Raw genomic sequence first — 26,232 nt, forward strand, 5'->3', positions numbered from 1 at the left:
GATTAAAATGTAATGTGCGCACCTAATGATATCGTCCCTTGTGCAGGCCTCACATTAGTTATCTGCGAATTGTTCCTGTTAACTTCCGGATCAAAATCTAAGTCATTGGCCGTCCATAGCAGCAGGTTGTTTACGTTAACACGGAAGGTAATTGATTGTGCATTTATCTTATTTGCTACCAATTGTGGAAGTGAGTAGCTTAAACTAATATCCCTGATCTTTAAATAATCGGCGGACAAAATTCTTGCACTTCCCAAATTGTAATAATTCAAATCTCTGGAGGCAGCAATTGTTGAATTGGCGACATATCTTGGGATGTCTGTACGAGCCTCATCACCGGGAACCTTCCAGCGCTCTAAAAATCCGCGTTGGAAATTGTTGCCATAAATCACGGCATCTGTTGCCGTATTAACCCTCGGATCACGTATGACATGACCCGCATTGAAAATCATATTTATGCCTAAGTTGAAAGCTTTATATTGGAAATTATTGCCAAAGCCACCAGACAAAGGAGCCTGGGTTACGCCCATCCTAAGAATATCAGCAGGTAAGCTTACATTCGGAGCAGAGGTAACCGTTCCATCGGCAAGTCTGATTTGAGGATCTCCTGAGGCATTTAGCCCGGCATAATTGTAAGCATACAAAGAATAAAGTGATTGACCAACGATTGAAGTTGTTCCTTGAGAAAACGATGAGCCCACCAATCCTGCTCCGGTAGTAGCCACATTATTAAGGTTCAATTTGGTTAGCTTGTTTTTATTATAGCCTAACATTAAACTGCTGCTCCAGGTAAAATTCCTTGCCCTTAAATTAACTGAATTCAAGCCTATATCTATTCCCTTGTTCTGCATGGCCCCAAAATTGCCAGTTACGCTTGCATAACCTGTTAATGGAGAAGTAAGCACAATACCAATAAGGTCGTTGGTCTTTTTCAGGTAAACATCAACCGTAGCACTTAACCGATTGTTAAGCATAGCAAAGTCTAAACCTGCGTTATAGTTTTTAGTAAGTTCCCAGGTTAATTTGTCGTTGGCAGGAGTTCTTAAAACTAAACCAGATCCATTTACGGCATTCAAATTAACCTGAGCTGCAAAGATGTCAAAAGAAGCAGCTTGTCCAGGCAACGGCACATTTCCTGTAATTCCATAGGTTAAGCGAAGATCTAAACGGTTTAACCAGTTAACCGGTTTCATGAACGCTTCGTTCCCCAAACTCCATTTTGCGCCTACGCTATATACAGGTTTGTTTTGGGCAGATTTATCAAAGCCAAAGAGATTGCCCTGATCTATCCTAAAGCTACCATTTAACGAATACTTTCTGGCAAAGGTATAAGCAGCACTGGCAACATAAGAAGTTGTTCTTACAATGGGTTGTTCTTTGATATCAGGACTAAGCGTTAATAAAGTTTGACCAGATACCGAGCCTGCTACTCCGGCTATTGTACCGGATGATAATCTAACAGCATCAACAAAATTGGAGGTTTGCGCATCCTCATCCCATCCATAAAAATATCCGTTGCTGTTGATACCTTGTTCGCTTCTAGCTTCTTGTGCGAACATCGCGGTTAGCTGGTGTTTATCCCAGTCACGGTCATAGGTTAGCTGGTTTCTTATCGTCCAACTCTTTGTTAAAGAGTTTGTTGTTGCTAATGTTCCACCAAACTGAGGCAAATTATATACCGGTACAGAGGTTAAGGTAGGGGCAACTGTGAACCGTGTTTTCAATACCCTCACATCATAGTTGCGCTCATCTCTAACAGATCTGCCCACATTTGTCGCATAGTTGTAGCCATAAGTCCCCGTAAACCTTAAGCCTTCCAGGATATCTATTGTTCCCCCGGCTTGAAATCTTGTGTTTAATAAATTTGTATTTGATTTGGCCCTGTCTTGTTCCAAAATTGGATTATAATCCAGGTTTATCCGGCTTCTTGCCTGAAAATCCAGGCGTCTTGCCTCAACAAATGCACCTGCCCAATTCACATTTAACGGATTACCATTTGAATCTTTCAGCAATTGGTATTCATTATCTGCGATATTGCCAGGGATCGATACATTTTTACTATTAGTAATTCTATTATTAATTTCAGCATTCAGGTTTATTTTAATTCTTTTGCTCACGGTAAACTGATTATTAAGAAGAAGCTGATATGCATTGTCATTCTGACCAGGGGTATTGCTTACCCTGCCAACATGCTGGGCTAATCCATAAAATGAATGCACCTTGCCACCTCCTGAAACCGATAGCGTCTGATTTAGAATGGATGCATCGCGGATCAAAAGATCGTTGATCTGATCTAAATTGGATAATTGTGATAAACTGTCCAATTTAAAATTGGCCTGCGCCTGTGTAATCACATTTCTATTTGCATCATACAAAATCTGCAGATGTGGAGGTATCAAACCAATATTTTGTAATGCACTATAACTTGTTGATGCGGAAAATAGAGGGAATAACTCTCTGGCAAGGGCTATATGTTCTGCATTAGAAATTCTCGGTATATAATAGCGGTCCGGGCGCCCGCTAAACTCATAATAACCATCATAATCGATCTTAAGTTTATCCCCGCCTTTCCCCTTTTTTGTCACAACAACGATTACCCCATTTGCAGCTTTTGCACCCCAGATAGATGAGGCTGTAGCATCTTTGAGTATGGTAATGTCTTCAACGCTCTGCGCATTTAAATTGTCAAAAATTTCTCTGGAAACCTGGATACCGTCTACTACATATAAAGGTTCAGTATTAAGGTTAATAGAGGTAGTTCCCCGAATCACAATGCCACCGTTACCACCCGAACCGCTGGATAAACCAGGTACCAATCCTTCCAGGCGGTTAAGCAAGGTTGGTGAGCCGGCAGATCTGTCCAGCATCACTTTCAGGTTTGGCTTAGAAAATGAACCAGTACTACGCTCTTTAGAAATCTGCTGATAACCGGTATTATAGGTGATCTGAACCTCAGAAAGATTGCTCGTTGACAGCGTCATTCTTACCGTTCCCATATCGGTTTTGGCAGTTAAGTTAAGCGGCTCGTACCCCATATAAGCAATGATAATGGTAGCATTTGCTTCAACGTTCAGTAAAATAAACTCGCCCCTGAGATTGGTGCTGCCCAATATTTGTTTGTCCCCTTCAACAAAGACAGAAGCACCAGCCAATGGCTCCCCTTTTTCATCCAGTACCTTTCCCCGAACGGTAATCTTATCCGTTAGAAAAGACGCCTTATTTAAAGGAGCAGAAGTTTCCTGCTGCTTTCTGATAGATATTGTCTTACCTTCTATCTCATATTTCAGGTTAAGTCCCTTAAGTGCCGAGCTTAGTACCTCCTCAACGGTGGCATTGGTAACTGCAACCGACACCTTCTGATTGCTGGAAATCAGCTTATTTTCATAGAAAATATCAAATCCACTTTGTTTTCTGATTTCCTTCAGCACATCCTTAAGCGGAGTATTGGTTTGCGTCAAAGTTATGCGCTGGCCAAACGTTGCCGCGCTCAGCTGCATAAGGGATGCTATTAATATCACGGTGGTTAATCGCATAATTAGCAAAATTTTATGGTATAGCGGCAGGGATATACCGCATTTCCTGGTATAGTTTTTATACATTTGTTAGGTTCGGTTAAGTAGCTGGCCTTGTGTCCTCGAAAAACGCTGGCTAGCTACGGTTTAACAGTTGATTTTTTAATTGTTCCGAATACAACCAGGAGTGTTAACGCACTTCTGGTTTTTTTTATCCGGTACGCTGGCGCTCTTTATTGTAAATTTCTATCCATCCTATTGTTTTAAAGGTGAAATAATCTGTTATTTTGAAACGTAAATTTTTCTTCCATCTACTTTGAAATGTACAAACCCTGATTTTTCAATTAGCTTAAGTACATCTTTTAACTTGTTGTTTCTTGAAATCCAGCCCCCGGTCTCTATACCCGAAGGTGTCGAAATTTCGTAAATCACCTCTACATCGTACCATCGGGCAATCTTTCGCATAGCCGCTGTAAACTCAAGGCCATCCAAATTAAAATCTCCATTTTTCCAGTCAACAATGTTTTCTATATTGGCTTTATTCACCTGAATGGAATTTCCATTATTTACCGCCTCCTGGCCAGGCTTTATGATCCGTCTATTTTCCCCTTCAGTTACATTTACCGATCCTTCCAAAAGCGTGGTTGCAACCGTTGGCTCATCTCCGTAGGCATTCACATTAAAATGTGTACCCAGCACCTCTACCTGCTGTCCTTTGCTTTCAACTACAAAAGGATGCGTTTTATCTTTAGCGATTTCGAAATACGCTTCTCCCGTAAGTTTGACTTTACGTTTTCCGCCTTCGGTTAAGCCTGCAGTATAGGTTAAACTCGAAGCAGCGTTAAGCCATACTTTACTTTTATCGGGTAGGGTTACGATATAGGTCTCTCCCTTGGCTGTACTTAAAGTGTTGATTTTATTCGCTTCAGCACTTCCCTTTATTTCGTAGACCAGCTGTCCATCGGCAGATTTACTGATCTCTACCCCTGCCTCTTCGGCTAACTGTCCATTAACTGCATCTGTTAACCTGATCTTTTTACCGCTGGCAAGGGTTAAGGTTGCACCCTGTTTACCCGGACCAATGTCGTTTTTTGCATAGTCCGCAGATCCTGAAATGAATTCGGAATGGCGAAGCCCAGAGAAAAACCAAATCCCGAAAACAATCGATACCAGCGCAGCAGCAGCTACTGCAATTCGAGGCCACAATGGCACAGGTGAAATACCAGCACCGGAAACTGATGCCGGAAGTTTAGCCCAGATCCGCTCTCCTATTAATTGTGCGTCTACGGCCGTATCGTCATCTTTGGCAGCATCCGCAAAGCGATTAAATGCCTGTTCAACCTTCACGTTATCATCATGGGTGGTTAAACCCTCGTGATATTTGTCTAACAAGACTTTTGCTTGCTTAAAGTTTTCTTCCATGGTTTAGTTGCTGGCTGTATAAAGGTAAAACGGGCAACTAAACAAAGAGTACTAGATGAAACTAAAAAATAATTAGAAAAATATTCAGGGAGTCGCCCATTTTATCTTTTAGGGTACGAATGGCGTTGCTGATCTGGTTTTTTACCGTTTGCTGGGAAATGCCCAGTTCATCGGCAATTTCCTGGCTACTCTTAAACTCTTTGCGGCTCATTTCAAAAACCTGTCTCATTTTTTCGGGAAGGCGCTTAATTTCACGTTCAACAATGTCGTACAGTTCTTTTTCTATATACAGCTGATCGGGCATTACTTCTCCCGACTGGATGATCTGGTGGAGTTGCTCAAGATAACGGTTTGCCACATGGGTATGCCTCACCAAATCCAGGATCTTGTTTCGTGTTAACTTGTATAAAAATCCTGCCAGGGGCATTTCGGCAACCATCTGGTCCCTTTTATCCCAAAATACTACAAATACATCCTGTACCACGTCTTCCGCGCTGGTGCTGTCTTGCAGCAGCTTTCTGGCAAACCGGAACAGCAGCTGCCAATAACGGTCGTAGATCGCCCTGTAAGCCAGGGCATCACCTTTATTAAACAACTTGCTCAGCTCTGTATCGGTATATTTACTGTATGCAGACATGATTTGCGAACTTAATTAATAATTCGGGCACAACCATACATTGCACAAGAATAATTTACCATCCTACCCAAACACTATCACTTACATTTTTCCCATTACTTGCCTTGAAGGCAATATAACAATGCAGATCCTTGCCAGCAAAGCTGGCAGGGAGTTCTAAATCATCCCGACCGGCGCTTCTCCTGGCGCCGCTTAGCACATATACGGCTTTAAAAAGTTCCGGGCAGTAAACCAGCAGCATGGTCCTGTCGTTTTTAATGCCCCAATCCATGTCGACATCTACAGCCCAGGTGCAGCTGTTTTTTCTCTCCATTTTTCTCTTACAAAAATCATAGTAGCATAAAGTGTTTCTTTAGCTTCAGGAGTTAGAAATATGGCTAAACTCATATGCCCTTTAATTCCGTAACAATCTGTTCGAAAGGAATTAATTGGCCATCTTTTGCTTGCTTACGACTTCTTTCCAAACCCTGTTTTACGTGTTTGGGCAATTCCGTTAAAAAATCTTTTTTCTCTGCATTAAATAACGCCCTGATCTTCTGAATAATGGTTTCATCCTCCGTATCAAGCAATAATTTAATCAGTTCAATTTTTTCGGTCTGCAAGTCCATACCCAAATTTAGTGAAATTCTTTTAAATAACATCTGCGTTCTGTATCTGTTCATAAACATTGTTTTTGTGAACTTAAGTATATCACATACTCAACCCACAGAAACAGCCAAATTTATTTTTAATTAGGGAGAATGTTTATCCGATCATAATGGTGTTCAGGCACACTTTTATAGCTAATCTGCTAATTGTTAAAAATATACGGATTGAATTGAGCAGCGAGGCCCGAAAACAAAAAAGCCTCAGATTTCTCTGAGGCTTTCAGTGCACTGGTAGGGATTCGAACCCCAAACCTTCTCATCCGTAGTGAGATGCTCTATCCAGTTGAGCTACAAGTGCATTTTTAACGTTCTCCCGTTTCGTTAACGGACTGCAAAAGTAATGCTTGAAATTGAATTTCGCAATTTTTTTTGAAATAATTCTGTCCAGAACGTTAAAAAAATATGGTTATGCTTCTATAGATTTTTTAATTGCATCAAAATCAGGCATGTTACCTGCATCTTCCAATACTTCTGCATGGATAATTTTTCCTGCTTCATCAATCACAAAAGCTGCCCTCTTCGAAACCCCTTTTAAATTAAAGACGAAATCTTCATAAAATGCGCCATACGCTTTTGATATTTCTTTATTAAAATCTGAAAGCAGAGGAAACTGATAAGCCTGGTCTTCTTTAAATTTCGCAAGTGTAAACGGAGAATCCACTGAAATGCCTACCACATCAGCATTCATTCCTTCATAATAGCCAAAGCTATCTCTCATGGTACACAACTGTGCTGTGCAAACTCCTGTAAATGCCATAGGAAAAAAATGTACTACCAATTTTCTGCCTTTATAATCCGAAAGTGATACTTCTTTCAACTCAGAACTGAATAACTTAAAATCAGGGGCCTGATCACCAATTTGTAATGCCATATTGAACTCTTTTTATATGATTAATGTTGTTTTAATTGCTCATCTATTATCGCTAGCCCCTCGTTAAAACTATGTGGGTGATAGCCCAGATCCTTAATAGTTTTATCCAGAATGAAGCCGGTCCTTACCGGTCTTTTTGCGGCCTGGTTTAAAGCGGCGCTGCCAATCTCGCTGATCAGGCTTTCATCCAGGTTCCAGAAAGCGGCAACCCTTCTAACCAACTCAACAATACTCATCATATCCTTACCCGATGCATTATAAACACCACGTGCATCTTTTTCTACAGCAAGCAGACAACAATCTGCCAGGTCTTCCGCCAGGGTAGGCATCCGCCACTGGTCGTTCACCACATTTATAGGACTTCCTTTTTCAAGTGCCCCTTTTGCCCACAAAACGATATTGCTTCTACTCATATCGCTTACAATACCGTATACAATAATGGTACGAAGAATCGCCCAGCGACAGGCAGAACCTTTGATCACTTCCTCTGCCTCCAGTTTTGTAACCCCGTAATAACTTAACGGATTTGGTGCTGCCAGTTCATCATAAGGCCCATGTGCACCGTCAAAAATAAAATCGGTAGACAAATGCACCAATTGTATATTGTGCAATTCGCACAAAGACACCAGGGTTTTAACAGCACCTACATTTAACTGGTAAGCAAGCTTCTGCTTCAATTCACAAGTATCTACATTGGTCATTGCAGCTGTATGGATAATGGCATCAGGCTGGTATTTTTCCACAACTGCTTTTACATTGTCCGGATCAAGTATATCCATTTCTGCATACAGATAGCCCGCTTTCAAAGGGTACCTGTTGGCCCCTTTGGAAGTTGCAACCAGGTTAAATTGATTTGTAACCAGCAGTCTTTCTGTAATTTTCTGACCTAAAAGGCCGTTGCTTCCTGTTACCAGTACTGTTTTCATTAGCGTCTAATTTATTTATAAACAGCTGTTTTGGTCGGCTAAAACCAGAGAATTCAAGCTGCTTTACCTTCTGCGAAAATACCATTTTAAAAACTGTTGAAAAACTTTTTATTTATGTGTGTAATTCTTGTATAAAAATTTTAACTTTGCAAACCAAATTGTAAGCTCATAAAAGGGCCTTTAACAAATTGATATTTATAATTTTACCCAAAACAATATATGCCTAACATTGGAAAAATAGCGCAGATTATAGGACCGGTAGTTGACGTGAGTTTTGCCGACGATGCTCATTTACCTCAAATCTTCTCTGCATTAGAGATTGAAAAAGAAAACGGACAGAAGATCGTTTTAGAAGTTCAACAACATCTTGGTGAAGACCGTGTACGTGCAATTGCAATGGACTCGACCGATGGTTTAGTTCGTGGAATGAAAGCACTGGATACCGGCGCTCCTATCAAAATGCCGGTTGGTGATCAGATTAAAGGTCGCTTGTTCAATGTTGTTGGCGAAGCTATCGACGGCATCAACGCAGTTGATAAAACCGGCGGTCGCCCTATTCACAATGCCCCTCCTAAGTTCGACGACCTGTCAACCGAAACAGAAGTATTGTTTACAGGTATCAAAGTAATCGACTTATTAGAGCCTTATGCTAAAGGTGGTAAAATCGGTTTGTTTGGTGGTGCTGGTGTAGGTAAAACGGTATTGATTATGGAGTTGGTAAACAACATTGCGAAAGCATATGCTGGTTTATCTGTATTCGCCGGTGTAGGTGAGCGTACCCGTGAAGGTAACGACCTTTTACGTGAGTTCATTGAGTCTGGTGTAATCAACTATGGTGATGAGTTCCTTCACTCCATGGAAAAAGGCGGTTGGGATTTAAAAACTGTAGATACTGAAAAATTAAAAGACTCTAAAGCAACATTGGTATTCGGTCAGATGAACGAGCCTCCTGGTGCACGTGCCCGTGTAGCACTATCTGGATTAACAGTTGCTGAATATTTCCGTGACGGTGATGGCGAAGGCGCTGGAAAAGACATCCTTTTCTTCGTTGACAACATCTTCCGTTTTACCCAGGCAGGTTCTGAGGTATCGGCACTATTAGGCCGTATGCCTTCTGCGGTAGGTTACCAGCCAACACTGGCAACTGAGATGGGTTTGATGCAAGAGCGTATTACTTCAACAAAACGCGGATCAATTACTTCTGTACAGGCGGTTTATGTACCTGCGGATGACTTGACCGACCCTGCTCCGGCTACAACATTTGCCCACCTTGATGCTACAACCGTATTGTCTCGTAAAATTGCTGAGTTAGGTATCTATCCTGCGGTGGATCCATTGGATTCTACTTCACGTATCCTTTCTCCTGCCATCTTAGGTGATGATCACTACAATACAGCTCAACGCGTAAAAGAAACTTTACAACGTTATAAAGAACTTCAGGATATTATCGCCATCCTTGGTATGGACGAATTATCTGAGGAAGATAAACTGGTTGTATCGCGTGCACGTCGTGTTCAGCGTTTCTTGTCTCAGCCATTCCACGTAGCTGAGCAGTTCACCGGATTAAAAGGTGTATTGGTTGACATCAAAGATACCATCAAAGGATTTAACATGATCATGGATGGTGAGGTTGATGAATATCCTGAAGCAGCATTTAACCTTGTAGGCAGCATCGAAGAGGCTATTGAAAAAGGTAAAAAATTATTAGCTGAAGCCAACGCTTAATTTTAAAGCGTATATACTATATATATGACACTAGAAATATTAACACCAGACAAAAAAGTTTTTGAAGGCGAAGTAACTGCAGTTACTGTACCAGGAACAATGGGCTCTTTCCAGATTTTGAAAGACCATGCTCCTATTATTTCTACTTTGGAAGATGGCCCGGTGATTATTAAAAGCAAAACCGGCGAAGATACCTTTATTATTAAAGGTGGTGTCGTTGAGGTCCTGAAAAACAAAATTATTGTTTTGGCCGAAGGGGTTGCTTAATATTTAATCGTACAATATTGAAAAGCCCTTTGAAATTTCAAAGGGCTTTTTTTATGAGTATTGTTTTTAGTTTTTAATCAACTTTTTTAGCCGGTTAGCCCGTTTTAGGAAGAAAATGACAAAAAATACAATGCAGGCATAACAACTATACCGAATACCGAAATCATAATTGGTATAACAACAACCAATTTAGATACCAAAAACAGGAAAAATAAAGAATAAAATATCGAAATATTAAAAATTAAAAGAATCATATTTTTTTTCAATTATTTTTACCCAGCTATTGATAGTTTAGATAGCAAGCACTAAATTGGATTTATAAAGCAACAGCAGATAAAAAGTAAAATGAACCATTCAATTACAGCCTTATTTAACGTCATTATTAACGGAATTCTTCTTCTGATTATTCAGAAGGATAAGGCGCTGTAAATGAATATTTAATAAAAAATATACGCAAGCGCCCCCCAAAAGTGGCGCTTTTTTAATGAAACATCTAAAACAAAACATACCTGGAACCAAATGCAATACTTTAACTCAAATACCGTGCTTTACTTAAACGGAAAGTTTCAGAAAGCCAATAACACAACTGCCGATATATACGGACAGTCACTACATTATGGCTATGCTGTATTTGAGGGAATAAGAGCATACAATACGCACAATGGCACCCGGGTTTTTAAAGCCAGGCAGCATTTTGAACGCTTAAAACGTTCGGCGGAGCTGGTTCATATGCCTTTTCCATGGGATGTTAATGACCTGATCAAACAGACCTACAAGCTACTTGAAATCAATAATTTAAAAAACGCGTATATCAGGCCTTTGGTTTATTGTGCCCCTAATATGTCGCTCGTGGCCGGTACCAAAACATCCATCATGATCTGTGCCTGGGAATGGGGCGCTTACCTTGGCCACGAACAGTTGAAGGTTTGCATCAGCAGCTACGAACGGCCCAACCCGAAATCTACTCCTATGGAAGCCAAAGTGAGCGGAAATTATGTAAATTCTATACTGGCCACTACAGAAGCAAAAAGCAAAGGTTTTGATGAGGCCTTGTTACTGGACATGAACCAGAACATAGCCGAAGCACCGGGAGCAAATATCTTTATTGAAAAGAACGGCCGGTTATACACCCCACCTAAAGGCCATATTTTACCAGGAATTACCCGTGCTACTGTAATTGAGTTATGCCATATACTGGATATTGAAATTATAGAAAAACACCTGACAGAAAGGGATTTGAAACATGCTGACAGCGCATTTTTCTGCGGAACAGCAACAGAAATAGCAGGCATTGCCTCGGTAGATGAGTACAAGTTCCCCTTGAGATGGACAGACAGCCTTGGCGCAACAATACAGCGTACCTATAAATCGCTGGTCCTGGAAAAACAGAATTACGAAGTTATTATATAAAGAACCAAAGCATATAAATTACACACAACGCCTAATCACCAAAACAAAATATGTCACAAACACCAGAAATTAACCGATACAGCAAGACTTTTACCCAAGACCCTACCCAGCCTGCAGCGCAGGCCATGCTTTATGGGATCGGATTAACCAAAGAAGATATGGATAAAGCCCAGGTTGGTATTGCCAGCATGGGATACGATGGAAACACCTGCAATATGCACCTGAACGGGCTTGCACAGATCGTTAAAGAAAGTGTCTGGAAAAATGATATGGTTGGCCTTACTTTTGGCACGATTGGCGTGAGCGACGGCATGTCGAACGGAACCGACGGCATGCGTTATTCACTGGTATCCAGGGATGTAATTGCCGATTCTATAGAAACCATTTGTGGCGGTCAGTATTATGACGCCCTGATTACTGTGCCCGGCTGCGATAAAAACATGCCGGGTTCGGTTATGGCGATGGGCCGCTTAAACCGACCTTCCATTATGGTGTATGGCGGAAGTATCCACTCCGGAAAATATAAAGGCAATTCTTTAAATATAGTTTCTGCCTTTGAAGCCTTAGGTCAGAAACTTGCCGGAAATTTGGATGAAGAAGATTTTCAGGGCGTAATTAAAAATGCCTGTCCGGGTGCCGGTGCCTGCGGAGGTATGTATACCGCCAACACTATGGCTTCTGCCATAGAGGCTTTGGGAATGAGCTTGCCTTACAGCTCCTCCTACCCTGCCACAAGCGAAGAGAAAAAGAATGAGTGTATAGCCGCCGGTAAGGCCATCAGGGTTTTACTGGAGAAAAACATATTGCCTTCAGACATCATGACCGAAAAAGCATTTCACAATGCCATTGTAACGGTAATGGTGCTGGGCGGATCTACAAATGCAGTATTGCACCTGATTGCGGTAGCCAAATCTGTAGGCCTGAACCTGACGCTTGATGATTTCCAGAAAGTAAGCGACAGCACCCCTGTTCTGGGCGACCTGAAACCTAGCGGTACTTACCTGATGGAAGACTTGCATGAAATTGGCGGTGTACCTGCAGTATTGAAATATTTGTTAAAGGTAGGTCTGGTACATGGCGACTGTGTGACCGTTACTGGTAAAACCCTGGCAGAAAACGTTGCAGGTGCAGCCGATCTTGATTTCGATAAACAAAAGATCATTTTTCCGGTTGAACAGCCAATCAAAGAAACGGGCCACCTGCAGATGTTGTACGGTAACCTGGCCACCAAAGGTGCAGTAGCCAAGATCAGCGGAAAAGAAGGCGAGAAATTTACCGGTCCGGCCCGCGTGTTTGACGGTGAACAGAACCTGATTGCTGGTATCCAAAGCGGAAAAGTAAAAAGCGGAGACGTGGTGGTTATCAGGCAGGTTGGCCCTAAGGGTGCCCCTGGTATGCCTGAAATGCTGAAACCCACTTCTGTAATTATTGGTGCCGGTTTGGGCAAATCGGTTGCATTGATTACCGATGGCCGCTTCTCTGGCGGAACACACGGCTTCGTTGTGGGCCACATTACCCCTGAAGCCTGGGATGGCGGAAACATCGCCTTGGTACATGACGATGATATCATCACTATAGATGCGGTAAACAACAGCATTGATGTTCACCTAACCGATGAGCAGCTGGCTACCCGCAGGGCGGTCTGGAAACAGCTTCCACCACCCGTCACCAAAGGCGTGCTCTACAAATACATTAAACAAGTGAGTAACGCCAGTGAAGGTTGTGTTACAGATGCCTATACTGAATAAATAAAAATTAGAAACCCCAATACCTAAATATATAACAATGGATACAGCACAAGAGGAAGCAAACACCTTAACAGCGCCAAAAAAGACAGTAAATGTTTCTGGCTCTGTGGCTTTATTGGAAGGATTAATAGCCGAAGGTACGGACACCGTTTTTGGCTACCCTGGCGGCGCCATTATGCCCATTTATGACGCCCTATACGACTACAACGACAAATTAAAACATATACTGGTACGCCACGAGCAGGGTGCAACCCACGCTGCCCAGGGCTATGCCAGAACATCGGGTAAAGTTGGTGTTGCATTTGCAACCAGCGGTCCGGGGGCTACCAATCTGGTAACCGGCCTGGCAGATGCACAGATAGACAGCACACCTATGGTTTGCATTACCGGACAGGTTTTTGCACACCTGCTGGGTACGGATGCGTTTCAGGAAACCGATGTGATCAACATCACCACCCCCGTTACCAAATGGAACTACCAGATTACCGATGCCTCGGAAATTCCATCTGTACTTGCAAAGGCATTTTACATTGCCCGCAGCGGCAGGCCAGGCCCGGTATTGATAGACATCACCAAAAATGCACAGCTGCAAATGTTCGATTATGAGGGCTACACGCCATGCGAACACATCCGCAGCTACCGCCCAAAACCGGTAATCAGAAAAGAGTATATAGAACAGGCCGTAGCGATGATCAACAGCGCCAAAAAGCCTTTTGTACTTTTTGGACAGGGGGTGTTATTGGGCGGAGCCGAGCAGGAGTTTAGGGCTTTTGTAGAAAAAAGCGGTATCCCTTCTGCATGGACCATTATGGGCGCGGGTGCAATCCCTACCGATCATCCTTTAAATGTTGGGATGCTGGGCATGCACGGAAACTATGGCCCTAATGTACAGACCAATGCCTGCGATGTTTTGATCGCTATAGGAATGCGTTTTGACGACCGTGTAACCGGCAGGCTCGATAAATATGCAAAACAGGCCAAAGTAATTCACCTGGATATAGATCCGGCTGAAATTGACAAGAACGTAAAGGCCGATGTGCCGGTTTGGGGCGATTGTAAAGAAACTTTACCCTTATTGACAGCATTAATTGAAGAAAAACAGCACACGGAATGGCTGGCAGAATTCAGGGCCTTTGATAAAATTGAACAGGATACCCTGATACAGAAAGAACTGAACCCTTCAGAAGGTGAAATGACCATGGGTGAAGTAATCCATCAGTTAAACACACTGACCAAAGGCGATGCTGTGATTGTAACAGATGTAGGCCAACACCAGATGGTGGCCTGCCGCTATGCCAAATTCAACAACACCAGGAGCAACATTACCAGCGGGGGGCTCGGCACCATGGGTTTTGGTTTACCTGCGGCAATAGGTGCTAAATTTGGCACACCAGACAAAACGGTGGTTGCTGTAATAGGCGACGGTGGTTTCCAGATGACCCTGCAGGAACTGGGTACCATTATGCAGAGCGATGTAAATGTAAAGATCCTGATCCTGAACAACAGGTTCCTGGGTATGGTACGCCAGTGGCAACAGCTGTTCCACGAAAAACGCTATTCATTCGTAAACATTACCAGTCCTGATTTTGTAAAACTGGCCGACTCTTATTACATCGCCGGTAAACGGATTTCAGAAAGGGAACAATTGAGTTCTGCGCTGGAAGAAATGCTGAACCACCCAGGCTCCTTCCTTTTGGAAGTAATGGTAGCAAAAGAACACAATGTATTTCCAATGGTACCACAAGGCATGAGTGTAGCCGAAATCAGACTTAAATAATTTAGATCATGAGCAATTCCAACGAAATAGAAAACGGAAAGCAGGAGTTTACGATCACCGCCTATACCGAGAACAGGATAGGTATACTGAACCGTATCGCCATTATCTTTTCCAGAAGAAAAATAAACATAGAAAGCTTAAACACCTCTCCTTCAGAGATTGAGCACATCCACAGGTTCAACATCCTGATCCATGAAACGGAGGAAGTGGTGCGTAAGCTTTGCCGCCAGATAGAAAAACAGGTAGAAGTACTTAAAGTATATTACAATACCAACGAGGACATCATCTGGCAGGAACTGGCCCTTTACAAAGTACCTACCGATACCATCGCGGAGAAAGTTTCCGTTGAGCGTTTACTCCGCGAATTCGGTGCCCGTGCCGTAGTGATCCGTAAAGATTATACCGTATTTGAAACTACCGGTCATAGGGAGGAAACCGATAAGCTGATAGAAGTTCTGCAGCCCTACGGACTGATTGAATTTGTACGTAGCGCAAGGGTAGCTATCATTAAAGACAGCGACGGTTTTAACCGCAAGCTAAGGGAATTTGAACGCAGGGAACCAGGTGAAGAGGTGATTGAAAACGAATTTCTGGACAAGGAAAAGAACGTATTCAGCATGTAATTCAGGCATATGGAATATCTTTTAAATGTAACCAGAAAAACCAGGGAAAATTTCATAACGCTTGTTGAAAGCCTGACAGTCGAAGAACTGAATGAAATCCCTGCGGGTTTCAACAACAATATCATCTGGAATTTCGGGCACATTATTGCCAGTCAGCAAGGCTTATGCTACAGGCTGGCCAATGTTAAGCCGGTGATAGACAAAAGGTACATATTGCCCTATACCAAGGGCACAAAGCCGGAAAGCTTTGTAAGTGCTGATGAAGTAGACATCCTGAAAGGGTTCATGCGCAGCACAATTGACCAGCTGGAAGAGGACCTGAAGCAAGGCAAGTTTACAGACTACCACGCATTTACAACCGATTATGGTGTAACAGTAAAAAGTGAAGCTGAGGCCGTACAGTTTTTTGTTGTACACGATGCCCTGCATTATGGTATGGCCTCATCCATTAAAAAAGTAATAACAAACAAATAAGTATAAAACCAACCTTAATAATCAAAACAAAAAAAGATGTCAAATTATTTCAACACATTACCTCTTAGAGAACAACTAAACCAATTGGGCGTTTGCGATTTCATGGACAATTCAGAATTTCTGGATGGTGTAAATGCATTAAAAGGGAAAAAACTGGTGATTGTAGGTTGCGGTGCCCAGGGCCTTAACCAGGGTTTAAATTTAAGAGATAGCGGCCTGGATGTTTCTTACGCCTTGCGCAAAGAAGCCATTGAAGGGAAAAGGGATTCATGGAAAAATGCTACAGACAACAACTTTAAAGTAGGCACCTATGAAGAACTGATTCCTTCGGCCGATGTGGTGATTAACTTAACACCTGACAAACAACATACTTCAGTAGTAGCTGCAGTAATGCCATTGATGAAACAAGGCGCTACCTTATCTTATTCGCATGGTTTTAACATCGTTGAAGAAGGCACACAGATTCGTAAAGACATTACAGTAATTATGGTTGCACCTAAATGTCCGGGAAGTGAAGTAAGAGCTGAATATGTAAGGGGCTTCGGCGTACCTACGCTGATTGCGGTACACCCGGAAAACGATCCTGAAGGAAAAGGTCTGGCACAAGCTAAAGCTTATTGCGCAGGCACAGGTGGTCACAGAGCTGGTGTATTGAAATCATCTTTCGTAGCTGAAGTAAAATCAGACTTAATGGGTGAGCAAACCATTCTTTGTGGTTTATTGCAAACGGGTTCAATCCTTTCATTCGATAAAATGATTGAAAAAGGTATTGATGCAGGTTACGCTTCAAAACTGGTTCAGTATGGTGTTGAAGTAATTACAGAAGCCCTAAAACATGGCGGTGTTACCGGTATGATGGACCGCTTAAGCAATCCTGCCAAAATCAAAGCTTTCGAAATTTCTGAAGAACTGAAAAACATTATGCGCCCATTGTTCCAGAAACACCAGGATGACATCATGAGCGGAGAATTTAGCCGAGTGATGATGGAAGACTGGGCCAACGGTGATAAGAACCTATTGGCTTGGCGTGCAGAAACCGGTGAAACTGCTTTTGAAAAAACACCTGCTGGTGATGTTAAAATTGCTGAACAGGAATATTTTGACAACTATACTTTAATGGTAGCTTTTGTAAGGGCCGGTGTTGAGCTTGCTTTCGAAACTATGGTTCAGGCAGGTATCAAACCAGAATCTGCTTACTATGAGTCGCTGCATGAAACCCCGCTGATTGCCAATACCATTGCACGTAAAAAGCTTTTCGAAATGAACCGTGTGATCTCTGATACTGCAGAATATGGCTGCTACCTGTTTGACCAGGCTTGTAAACCTTTACTGGCCGATTTCATGAAAAAAGTAGATACCGACCTGGTTGGTAAAAACTTTAACGAAGGAAAAGATGCTGGTGTTGACAACAGAACACTGAACGCAGTAAACGAAGCCTTGCGCACGCATGAAGTAGAGATCATCGGTGCAAGGCTTAGAAAAGCAATGACTGCCATGAAATCTATCAAAACAGCTTAATTTATTATGATACAACCCGTCGTCCATATCACAAAGCTGAATTTAAAGTACCGGCATAAACCTGTACTGGAGGATTTGTGCTGGACCATAAACCGCGGGGAGAACTGGTTGCTTTGCGGAGCAAGCGGAACAGGAAAAACATCATTAGCTAAGGCCATTGCCGGTCTTACGCACAGCTACGGGAATATAGCCATCAGCTTTGACCCTGAAAGCAGCTTGCCGGCAATGGTTTATTATGTGGCCAACTGGTTCCAGTTTAAGGACCTGGAAGGCCAGTCCAATTTCTACTATCAGCAACGCTACAACAAACAGGCTGTAGAAACTACGGCCACTGTACAGGTGGAGCTGGAAAGCTTTGGCAAAAAATATGGACTTGAGCTCAATACAGCTGAGGGCATTTTAACTGCCCTTGGTTTTTCAGGGCTTAAAAATGCTACACTGATCCAGTTGTCTAGCGGGGAACATAAAAAACTGCAGCTGGTTAAAGCCCTGTGGCTTAAACCCCAGCTGCTGATACTGGACCTCCCCTACAATGGTCTGGATACCCTTTCGCGTCAAAACCTCAATACCCTGCTTGAAGAAATCACCGAATCCGGCACACAGCTGATCCTGATCAGTAATGAGCCTGACCTGCCGGTATGCATAGACCGTATAGCGGTAATAGAGGCGGGTAAGCTGGTAGAAATTTCTGCTGATCAACGTAACCAGAATGAGCCTGAGCATTTGATGAAACCCGTTCCGGCCTTTCTGAGTGATGTGCCTGTCCCTTTTTCATCTGAACAGGTTGTAAAAATGGTAGATGTCAATATCCGTTATGGCGACAAACAGGTATTAAAGAACATCAACTGGGAAGTTAAGGCTGGCGAAAAATGGGTATTGCACGGCCATAACGGTTCAGGAAAATCTACCTTGCTGAGTTTAATCTGCGGAGATCACCCGCAGGCCTATGCCAATGATTTCCACCTTTTTGGAAACAAAAGGGGCAGCGGCGAGAGCATCTGGGAAATTAAAGAACGGATTGGCCTGATATCCCCTGAGCTGCACTGGTATTTTGATCCCTCGGCAACGGTATGGCAAAGCATCGTCTCCGGCTTTTACAACAGCTCTGGTTTGTACTGCGATCCGGGTTATACCAAGAAAGCACAGGCAGATGAATTGATCCATTATTTCGGACTTGAGGAATATAAAGATACCCTGATGAATGAGCTTCCGCTGGGTAAACAGCGACTGGCCTTACTGGCCCGCACGATTGTAAAAAACCCGGAACTCCTGATACTGGATGAACCCTGCCAGGGCTTAGACCAGCAGCAGACCAGACATTTTAACAAGCTGGTAGATGACCTGTGCAAAAATGGGACTACGTTGATCTATGTTGGCCATTTTGAAGCCCAGGTACCAGAATGTATTGAGAAAAGAATATTATTAGAGAACGGCGAGGTAAAATCCGTCAAAACTATTGCACAAAAAACCTATACTAACTAAAATTACAACATTATGTTACACGATCCGAATAGAGTTTATGTGTTTGACACCACCCTTCGTGATGGTGAACAAGTACCAGGTTGCCAGCTGACAACCCCAGAAAAAATTGAGATTGCCAAAGAGCTTGAAGCCCTTGGTGTGGATATCATTGAAGCCGGCTTCCCTATTTCGAGCCCAGGCGACTTCCAAAGTGTAGTAGAGCTTTCAAAAGCGGTATCAGAGCCGATCATTTGTGCACTTACCCGTGCCAACAAAGGTGATATTGATTCTGCCGTTGCTGCATTGAAATATGCCAAACGACCAAGGATCCATACGGGTATCGGTTCGTCTGACATGCACATTAAACACAAATTCAACAGCACCCGCGAAGAGATCCTTGCCCGCGCCGTTGATGCGGTGAAATATGCAAAACAGTTTGTAGAAGACATTGAGTTTTATGCCGAAGATGCCGGCCGTGCCGACATCAATTTCCTGGCGCAAATGGTTGAAGCTGTTATAGGTGCCGGTGCTACCGTGGTAAACATTCCGGATACCAACGGCTATTGCCTTCCAGACCAGTATGGCAGCAAAATCAAATTCCTGAAAGAAAACGTAAAAAATATTGATCAGGCCATTATTTCTGTACACTGTCATAATGACCTCGGTCTGGCCACCGCAAACTCTATTGCCGGTCTGCAGAACGGTGCCCGCCAGATAGAAGGCACTATTAACGGCATTGGCGAGCGTGCAGGAAATACATCCATTGAGGAAGTCGTCATGATCCTGAAAACACACCAGACCTTAGGCCTGCATACCAATATCAACACGAAGAATTTTTATGAACTGAGCCGCATGGTAAGTTCGCAGATGCGGATGCCTGTGCAACCTAACAAAGCTATAGTGGGCAGCAATGCCTTTGCCCACAGTTCTGGTATCCACCAGGATGGTTTCCTTAAAAACCGTGAAAACTATGAAATCATACGTCCGGAAGATGTAGGTTTCCCGGATGCCAGCATTGTACTTACCGCACGCAGCGGCAGGCATGCTTTAAAATTTCACCTAGAGCGCCTGGGCTTTAGCCTGAGCAAAGAGGAACTGGCAGATGCCTATCACCGCTTCCTTACGGTGGCAGATAGTAAATTAGATATTAACGACCAGGACTTATTGCTGATGATGAACAAACAGCAATTGGCATAAGGGTCATCTTTTATAACGAATTGATAATAAATAAAGAAATGAGCAAGACATTATTTGATAAGGTGTGGGACACGCACGTAGTACGTAAGATAGAAGGTGGCCCGGATGTACTTTTTATAGACCGCCATCTTATTCACGAAGTTACCAGCCCTGTTGCCTTTTTAGGCTTAAAGAACAGGGGCATAAAAGTGTTGTACCCGGAGCGTACTTTTGCTACTGCAGATCACAACACCCCAACCATTAACCAGCACCTGCCGGTTGCAGATCCGCTTTCTGCCAACCAGTTAAAAGCTCTGGAATCAAATTCCAAAGAATATGGCATCAGTCACTGGGGTCTGGGCCATCAGAAAAACGGCATTGTGCACGTTGTAGGACCGGAGTATGGCATTACACAGCCGGGTGCTACCATTGTTTGTGGCGACTCGCATACCTCTACCCATGGGGCTTTCGGTGCCATCGCTTTTGGCATAGGTACCTCAGAAGTAGAGATGGTGCTTTCTACGCAATGCATCATGCAGCCTAAGCCTAAAAAAATGCGCATCAATGTAAATGGCAAACTAAGCGCCGGTGTTACCCCTAAAGATGTGGCTTTGTTTATCATTTCCCAGCTTACCACTTCTGGTGCAACAGGTTATTTTGTTGAATATGCGGGTGATGTTTTTGAGCACATGAGCATGGAGGGCCGGATGACTGTTTGCAATTTAAGTATTGAAATGGGTGCCCGTGGCGGTATGATCGCTCCTGATGAGACCACCATCAATTACGTAAAGGGCCGGGAATTCAGTCCTAAAGGCGAAGCCTGGGACAAAGCCCTGGCTTATTACAAAACTTTAAAGACCGATCCGGATGCTGTGTTTGATAAGGAACTGACTTTTGATGGTTCCAAAATTGAGCCAATGATTACCTACGGTACAAACCCTGGAATGGGAATAGGTATTTCTCAGGAAATCCCTGATGCCGCCCAGGTAGAAGGTGGTGTAGAAACCTATAACAAATCTTTAAACTACATGGGTTTCCATGAAGGCGATTCTATGATTGGCAAAAAAGTGGACTTTGTTTTTGTGGGCAGCTGTACCAATGGCCGTATCGAAGATTTCAGGGCCTTTACTTCAATTGTAAAAGGCAAGCATAAAGCCGATGATGTAACCGTTTGGCTGGTACCTGGCTCCCATATTGTTGAGGCACAGATCAAAGAAGAAGGATTGCTGGACATTTTAACAGCAGCTGGCTTTACTTTACGTCAGCCCGGCTGTTCGGCTTGTTTAGCCATGAATGACGATAAGATCCCTGCTGGTAAATATGCAGTAAGTACTTCCAACAGGAACTTTGAAGGCCGCCAGGGCCCTGGTTCGAGAACCATGCTGGCCAGTCCGCTTGTTGCTGCTGCCGCTGCCGTTACCGGTGTGGTAACCGATCCGAGAACTTTGATTGAGAACGTTGAAGAAACAGCACAGGCTGTATAACACAAAAAAATATTAAAATGGCTTACGATAAATTTAATGTATTAAGAAGTACGGCAGTGCCACTTCCGATTGAAAATATAGATACCGATCAGCTGATCCCCGCACGTTTTCTGAAAGCAACAGAACGTGTTGGATTTGGCGATAACCTGTTCCGCGACTGGAGATACAATGCAGACAACAGCCCGAAACCGGATTTCGTATTGAACAACCCTGTTTACAGTGGCAAAATACTGGTTGGCGGCAAAAACTTTGGCTCAGGGTCATCAAGAGAGCATGCTGCCTGGGCAGTTTACGATTATGGCTTCCGTTGTGTGATTTCCAGTTTTTTTGCAGATATCTTTAAAAACAACTGCCTGAATATTGGCGTATTGCCCGTACAGGTTAGTCCGGAGTTTGCTGAAAAGATCTTTACGGCCATTCATGCCGATCCTAAAACAGAGCTGGAAGTAAACCTTCAGGAACAAACCGTTACCCTTTTGGCCACTGGTGAAAAAGAACGTTTCGACATCAGTGCCTATAAAAAAGATAACATGATGAACGGCTTTGACGATATCGACTATCTGCAAAGCATCAAACCTGAAATAGAGGAATTTGCAAAGCACCTTCCACTTTAAAAAAACCTGCTCCTATACATGGAAAAAAGGAAAATAGAGATTATGGACACTACACTCCGCGATGGCGAACAAACATCGGGAGTGTCGTTTTCCATATCAGAAAAATTAACCATCACCCAGCTGCTCCTGGAAGAGCTCCTGGTAGACAGGGTTGAGATTGCCTCTGCGCGTGTCTCCGATGGCGAGTTCCAGGCTGTAAAGTCGGTAATGAACTGGGCAGAAGCACATGGCTATGCCAATCGTATAGAAGTCCTGTCTTTTGTGGACAACGGCGTTTCCATTGACTGGATGATCAATGCAGGGGTTAAAGTGCAGAACCTGCTAACCAAAGGTTCTTTGAACCATTTAACCCACCAGCTAAAGAAAACACCTGAGCAGCACTTTGCCGAAATCAGGCAGGTGATTGAACTGGCAGGTAAAAATGGCATTGAAACCAATGTTTACCTCGAAGACTGGAGCAATGGCATGCGCAATTCTCCGGAATATGTGTATCAGTATCTCGACTTCCTGACCACCCAACCTGTGAAAAGGATCTTGCTGCCCGACACACTGGGCATCCTTACCCCTGCCGAAACTACAAAGTTTATCACTGCGCTCCTGGCGAAATATTCGGGCATCCATTTTGATTTCCACGCCCATAACGATTATGACCTGGGTACGGCAAATGTACTGGAAGCGGTAAAGGCGGGTATCAACGGCTTGCACCTTACTGTAAATGGTATGGGCGAAAGGGCTGGAAATGCGGCAATGGCCAGCGCTGTGGCGGTCATCAAAGACTTTGTACCCGAAGTAGATATACAGATTAAAGAATCGTCTATTTACAAGGTAAGCAAGCTGGTTGAAACTTTTTCGGGTGTAAGGATCCCTGCCAACAAACCGATAGTAGGCGACAGCGTGTTTACACAAACTGCCGGTATCCATGCAGATGGGGACAATAAAAACAACCTGTATTTTAACGACCTGCTGCCGGAACGGTTTGGCAGAAAGCGGAAATACGCCTTGGGAAAAACCTCTGGCAAAGCCAATATTGAGAAAAACCTGCAGGAACTCGGCTTAAAGTTAAACGATGCCGACCTTAAAAAGGTTACCCAGCGTGTAATTGAGCTTGGCGATAAAAAGGAGACCGTTACCAAGGAAGACCTGCCCTATATCATATCTGATGTGCTGGACAGCAGCTTGTACGAAGAAAAGGTTACTGTACAATCTTATGCGCTAACCAATGCCATGGGCTTACGACCTTCGGCCACCATTTCGGTGCTGATTGAAGGAGAGAAATTTGAAGAGCATGCACAGGGTGACGGACAGTTTGATGCGTTTATGAACGCACTGACTAAAGTATACGCCAAGAAAAAGAGGGACCTGCCAAAGCTGATCGACTATACCGTGCGCATTGCACCGGGCAGTAACTCGGATGCCTTATGCGAAACCGTGATTACCTGGGAAACAGAACAGAAGGTATTCATTACCAGGGGACTGGATTCTGACCAGACCGTTTGTGCCATAAAGGCCACACAAAAAATGCTGAATATTATTTAAAAATAAAACAAAATCTAAGACAAATGAAGCTAAATATTGCCTTGCTGGCAGGAGATGGAATCGGTCCAGAGGTTATAGACCAGGCCGTTAAAGTATCGAATGCAGTAGCAAAGAAATTTAACCACGAAATTGTATGGACTTCAGGCATTACCGGTGCCGCTGCAATTGACGCTGTAGGCGAGCCTTATCCGGATGCCACGCACGAAATTTGTATGGCAGCTGATGCAGTACTCTTTGGCGCCATTGGCCACCCACGCTTCGACAATGATCCTAAAGCTACGGTTCGTCCGGAGCAGGGACTGCTGAAAATGCGCCAGAAACTGGGTCTGTTTGCCAATGTGCGTCCAACCTTTACTTTCCCTTCACTGATTGACAACTCGCCATTAAAAAGAGAGCGTATTGAAGGTACCGACCTGATCATCCTGCGCGAATTAACAGGTGGTATCTACTTTGGTGAAAGAGGCAGAAAAGACGATGGCAATACCGCTTTCGATACCTGTACCTATACCAGGGCAGAAATTCAACGCCTGGCCAAACTGGGTTTTGAAATGGCCATGGCCCGCAGCAAAAAGTTATGCTGCGTAGATAAAGCAAACGTTCTGGAATCATCCCGACTGTGGAGGGAAACCGTACAGGACATGGAAAAAGAGTACCCTGAAGTTGAAGTTAGCTACGAGTTTGTAGATGCAGTGGCCATGCGCCTGGTACAATGGCCAAGTGCATATGATGTACTGATCACCGAGAACCTGTTTGGCGATATTTTAACCGATGAGGCTTCCGTAATTTCAGGTTCTATGGGCCTGATGCCATCTGCTTCAATAGGTGTACATACCTCCCTGTTCGAGCCAATCCACGGTTCTTATCCGCAGGCAGCAGGAAAAGACATCGCCAATCCTTTGGCTACCGTATTGTCTGCAGCTATGATGTTCGAAGATGCATTCGGATTGAAAGAAGAAGCAGAATTGATCAGGGCTGTAGTAAACAAATCACTTGCTGAAGGGATTGTAACTGAAGACCTGGCCGGAAAAAACAAGGCTTACAAAACCAGCGAAGTTGGCGACTGGCTGGCAGCCAATATTTAATGCATTGCCGTCCATAACGGCAAACTAACCAGACCGTCATCTGTTTAACAGGTGACGGTTCTATTTTCATAAAAATGACTGACTTAATTCAACTGGATTCCGAAGCTGCCTCCAGGCGGCTTACGGGTATTGTAAAGCGTACCCCACTCATCTACAATGCCAAACTATCTGAAAAATACCAGGCCGAAATTTACCTGAAACGTGAAGACCTGCAGGTGGTGCGCTCCTATAAACTGCGTGGGGCCTACAACATGATCAGTCAGCTTAGTGCTGATGAGCTGAGCAGGGGCATTGTGTGTGCCAGCGCGGGCAACCATGCCCAGGGTGTGGCTTTTTCCTGTGATAAGCTGAATATAAAAGGCGTCATATTTATGCCTGAAATTACACCCCGGCAAAAGGTAAAACAAACAGAAATGTTTGGTAACGGCAATGTGGAGCTGGTATTGGTGGGCGATACTTTTGACGACTGCCTTGCCGAGGCCTTAGCTTATACCGAAAAGCACAACATGACCTTCATCCCTCCATTTGACAATTATAGCATCATTGAAGGCCAGGGAACCGTTGGCGTAGAGATTCTGGAAGACCTACAGGCTACTGAAGTAGTAATTATGCCAGTTGGCGGCGGTGGCCTTGCGGCTGGTGCGGGCACCTATCTGAAAGATAGAAAACCAGAGATCCAGCTGATTGGTGTGGAGCCAGAGGGCGCCCCATCTATGCTGCAGGCTCTTGAGCAGGGTAAGCCGGTAACCTTAGCAGAGATCAACCGTTTTGTAGATGGTGCAGCTGTTAAACGGGTAGGCGAATTGACTTATGCTTTGTGTGCAAAAGCACTCGACCAGATGCTGTCTGTTGCTGAAGGACAGGTATGTACGACCATTTTGAAGCTTTATAATGAAGATGCCATAGTTGTTGAGCCTGCTGGCGCTTTATCGGTTACCGCACTGGAAGCCTGTGCAGAAATCATAAAAGGAAAAACCGTAGTCTGTGTCATTAGCGGGGGCAACAATGACATTGAACGCATGCAGGAAATCAAGGAAAAATCCTTGCTATACGAAGGCTTAAAGCATTACTTTATTGTCCGTTTCCCGCAAAGGCCAGGTGCATTAAAGTTATTTGTAAACAGCGTACTAGGCCCGCACGACGACATCACCCGCTTTGAGTTTATAAAAAAAACAAATAAAGAAAATGGCCCGGCACTTGTTGGAATAGAACTGGCCAACAAGGCCGATTATGAGGCATTGGTACAACGGATGAAAGAATTTAAGTTCGACATTATTGAGCTGAACAACGACCAGACCCTATTCGAATACCTGGTTTAACAA

The 26,232-nt window shown here is 43.7% G+C and carries 22 protein-coding genes and 1 tRNA gene; 15 read left to right on the forward strand and 8 right to left on the reverse strand.

The annotated features are described in order from the left end of the window. Positions 1–2: 2 nt before the first annotated feature. From B9A91_RS05075 to B9A91_RS05110, 8 genes are all read right to left on the reverse strand, one after another. Positions 3–3,533, reverse strand: a complete 3,531-nt coding sequence (locus B9A91_RS05075) for a SusC/RagA family TonB-linked outer membrane protein (protein ID WP_159451644.1) — start codon at positions 3,531–3,533, stop codon at positions 3–5. Positions 3,534–3,794: 261 nt separating this feature from the next. Then, positions 3,795–4,934 (reverse strand): FecR family protein, encoded by a 1,140-nt coding sequence (locus tag B9A91_RS05080; protein ID WP_084237310.1) that lies wholly within the window; start codon positions 4,932–4,934, stop codon positions 3,795–3,797. Positions 4,935–4,995: 61 nt separating this feature from the next. Next, the gene (locus B9A91_RS05085) at positions 4,996–5,571 is read right to left on the reverse strand and encodes an RNA polymerase sigma factor (RefSeq protein ID WP_084237311.1); all 576 of its coding nucleotides are present in this window, start codon (positions 5,569–5,571) and stop codon (positions 4,996–4,998) included. A gap of 55 nt (positions 5,572–5,626) precedes the next feature. After that, positions 5,627–5,884 carry a DUF6266 family protein gene (locus B9A91_RS05090; RefSeq protein ID WP_084237312.1) on the reverse strand — a complete coding sequence of 86 codons (258 nt, stop codon included), beginning with the start codon at positions 5,882–5,884 and terminating at the stop codon, positions 5,627–5,629. A 70-nt stretch (positions 5,885–5,954) separates the two neighbouring features. Further along, entirely contained in the window at positions 5,955–6,233 is a 279-nt protein-coding gene (locus tag B9A91_RS05095) for a hypothetical protein (RefSeq protein ID WP_144008862.1), read from the reverse strand. A 209-nt stretch (positions 6,234–6,442) separates the two neighbouring features. Next, a tRNA-Arg gene (locus B9A91_RS05100) sits at positions 6,443–6,516 on the reverse strand. A gap of 108 nt (positions 6,517–6,624) precedes the next feature. Continuing rightward, a complete protein-coding gene (locus B9A91_RS05105; protein ID WP_084237314.1) occupies positions 6,625–7,089 on the reverse strand; it encodes a redoxin domain-containing protein in 465 nt (154 codons plus the stop codon). Between the two features lie 20 nt (positions 7,090–7,109). Continuing rightward, on the reverse strand, positions 7,110–8,015 hold the full coding sequence (locus B9A91_RS05110) for an SDR family oxidoreductase (protein ID WP_084237315.1): 906 nt from the start codon (positions 8,013–8,015) through the stop codon (positions 7,110–7,112). A 219-nt stretch (positions 8,016–8,234) separates the two neighbouring features. Here B9A91_RS05110 and atpD point away from each other — a divergent pair, with 219 nt between their 5' ends. The 15 genes from atpD to ilvA all read left to right on the forward strand — a co-directional run bounded on the left by atpD (position 8,235) and on the right by ilvA (position 26,229). Next, the gene (atpD, locus tag B9A91_RS05115; RefSeq protein ID WP_084237316.1) at positions 8,235–9,740 is read left to right on the forward strand and encodes a F0F1 ATP synthase subunit beta; all 1,506 of its coding nucleotides are present in this window, start codon (positions 8,235–8,237) and stop codon (positions 9,738–9,740) included. A gap of 24 nt (positions 9,741–9,764) precedes the next feature. Further along, entirely contained in the window at positions 9,765–10,007 is a 243-nt protein-coding gene (atpC, locus tag B9A91_RS05120; RefSeq protein ID WP_015809219.1) for an ATP synthase F1 subunit epsilon, read from the forward strand. Positions 10,008–10,526: 519 nt separating this feature from the next. Beyond that, positions 10,527–11,417 carry a branched-chain amino acid transaminase gene (locus tag B9A91_RS05125; RefSeq protein WP_084237317.1) on the forward strand — a complete coding sequence of 297 codons (891 nt, stop codon included), beginning with the start codon at positions 10,527–10,529 and terminating at the stop codon, positions 11,415–11,417. Positions 11,418–11,467: 50 nt separating this feature from the next. Further along, entirely contained in the window at positions 11,468–13,165 is a 1,698-nt protein-coding gene (ilvD, locus tag B9A91_RS05130) for a dihydroxy-acid dehydratase (protein ID WP_084237318.1), read from the forward strand. Between the two features lie 37 nt (positions 13,166–13,202). After that, positions 13,203–14,942: a biosynthetic-type acetolactate synthase large subunit gene (gene ilvB, locus B9A91_RS05135; RefSeq protein WP_084237319.1), complete on the forward strand. Its 1,740-nt coding sequence runs from the start codon at positions 13,203–13,205 to the stop codon at positions 14,940–14,942. An 8-nt stretch (positions 14,943–14,950) separates the two neighbouring features. Beyond that, the gene (ilvN, locus tag B9A91_RS05140; protein WP_084237320.1) at positions 14,951–15,565 is read left to right on the forward strand and encodes an acetolactate synthase small subunit; all 615 of its coding nucleotides are present in this window, start codon (positions 14,951–14,953) and stop codon (positions 15,563–15,565) included. Between the two features lie 9 nt (positions 15,566–15,574). Next, a complete protein-coding gene (locus B9A91_RS05145; protein WP_084237321.1) occupies positions 15,575–16,039 on the forward strand; it encodes a DinB family protein in 465 nt (154 codons plus the stop codon). Between the two features lie 36 nt (positions 16,040–16,075). Further along, positions 16,076–17,557: a ketol-acid reductoisomerase gene (ilvC, locus tag B9A91_RS05150; protein WP_084237322.1), complete on the forward strand. Its 1,482-nt coding sequence runs from the start codon at positions 16,076–16,078 to the stop codon at positions 17,555–17,557. Positions 17,558–17,563: 6 nt separating this feature from the next. Further along, complete coding sequence (locus B9A91_RS05155; protein WP_200815604.1) at positions 17,564–19,039, forward strand: ATP-binding cassette domain-containing protein; 1,476 nt, start codon at positions 17,564–17,566, stop codon at positions 19,037–19,039. Positions 19,040–19,051: 12 nt separating this feature from the next. After that, on the forward strand, positions 19,052–20,215 hold the full coding sequence (locus B9A91_RS05160; RefSeq protein WP_084237324.1) for a 2-isopropylmalate synthase: 1,164 nt from the start codon (positions 19,052–19,054) through the stop codon (positions 20,213–20,215). A gap of 38 nt (positions 20,216–20,253) precedes the next feature. Then, positions 20,254–21,678: a 3-isopropylmalate dehydratase large subunit gene (leuC, locus tag B9A91_RS05165; protein WP_084237325.1), complete on the forward strand. Its 1,425-nt coding sequence runs from the start codon at positions 20,254–20,256 to the stop codon at positions 21,676–21,678. A 17-nt stretch (positions 21,679–21,695) separates the two neighbouring features. Beyond that, entirely contained in the window at positions 21,696–22,292 is a 597-nt protein-coding gene (gene leuD, locus B9A91_RS05170) for a 3-isopropylmalate dehydratase small subunit (RefSeq protein ID WP_084237326.1), read from the forward strand. Positions 22,293–22,310: 18 nt separating this feature from the next. Beyond that, complete coding sequence (locus B9A91_RS05175; RefSeq protein ID WP_084237327.1) at positions 22,311–23,828, forward strand: alpha-isopropylmalate synthase regulatory domain-containing protein; 1,518 nt, start codon at positions 22,311–22,313, stop codon at positions 23,826–23,828. A 23-nt stretch (positions 23,829–23,851) separates the two neighbouring features. Then, positions 23,852–24,910 carry a 3-isopropylmalate dehydrogenase gene (gene leuB / locus B9A91_RS05180; RefSeq protein WP_084237328.1) on the forward strand — a complete coding sequence of 353 codons (1,059 nt, stop codon included), beginning with the start codon at positions 23,852–23,854 and terminating at the stop codon, positions 24,908–24,910. Positions 24,911–24,984: 74 nt separating this feature from the next. Continuing rightward, positions 24,985–26,229 carry a threonine ammonia-lyase IlvA gene (gene ilvA, locus B9A91_RS05185; RefSeq protein ID WP_084237329.1) on the forward strand — a complete coding sequence of 415 codons (1,245 nt, stop codon included), beginning with the start codon at positions 24,985–24,987 and terminating at the stop codon, positions 26,227–26,229. The last annotated feature ends 3 nt before the right edge of the window (positions 26,230–26,232 follow it).

The sequence above is a fragment of the Pedobacter africanus genome (assembly GCF_900176535.1).
Taxonomy (GTDB): domain Bacteria; phylum Bacteroidota; class Bacteroidia; order Sphingobacteriales; family Sphingobacteriaceae; genus Pedobacter; species Pedobacter africanus.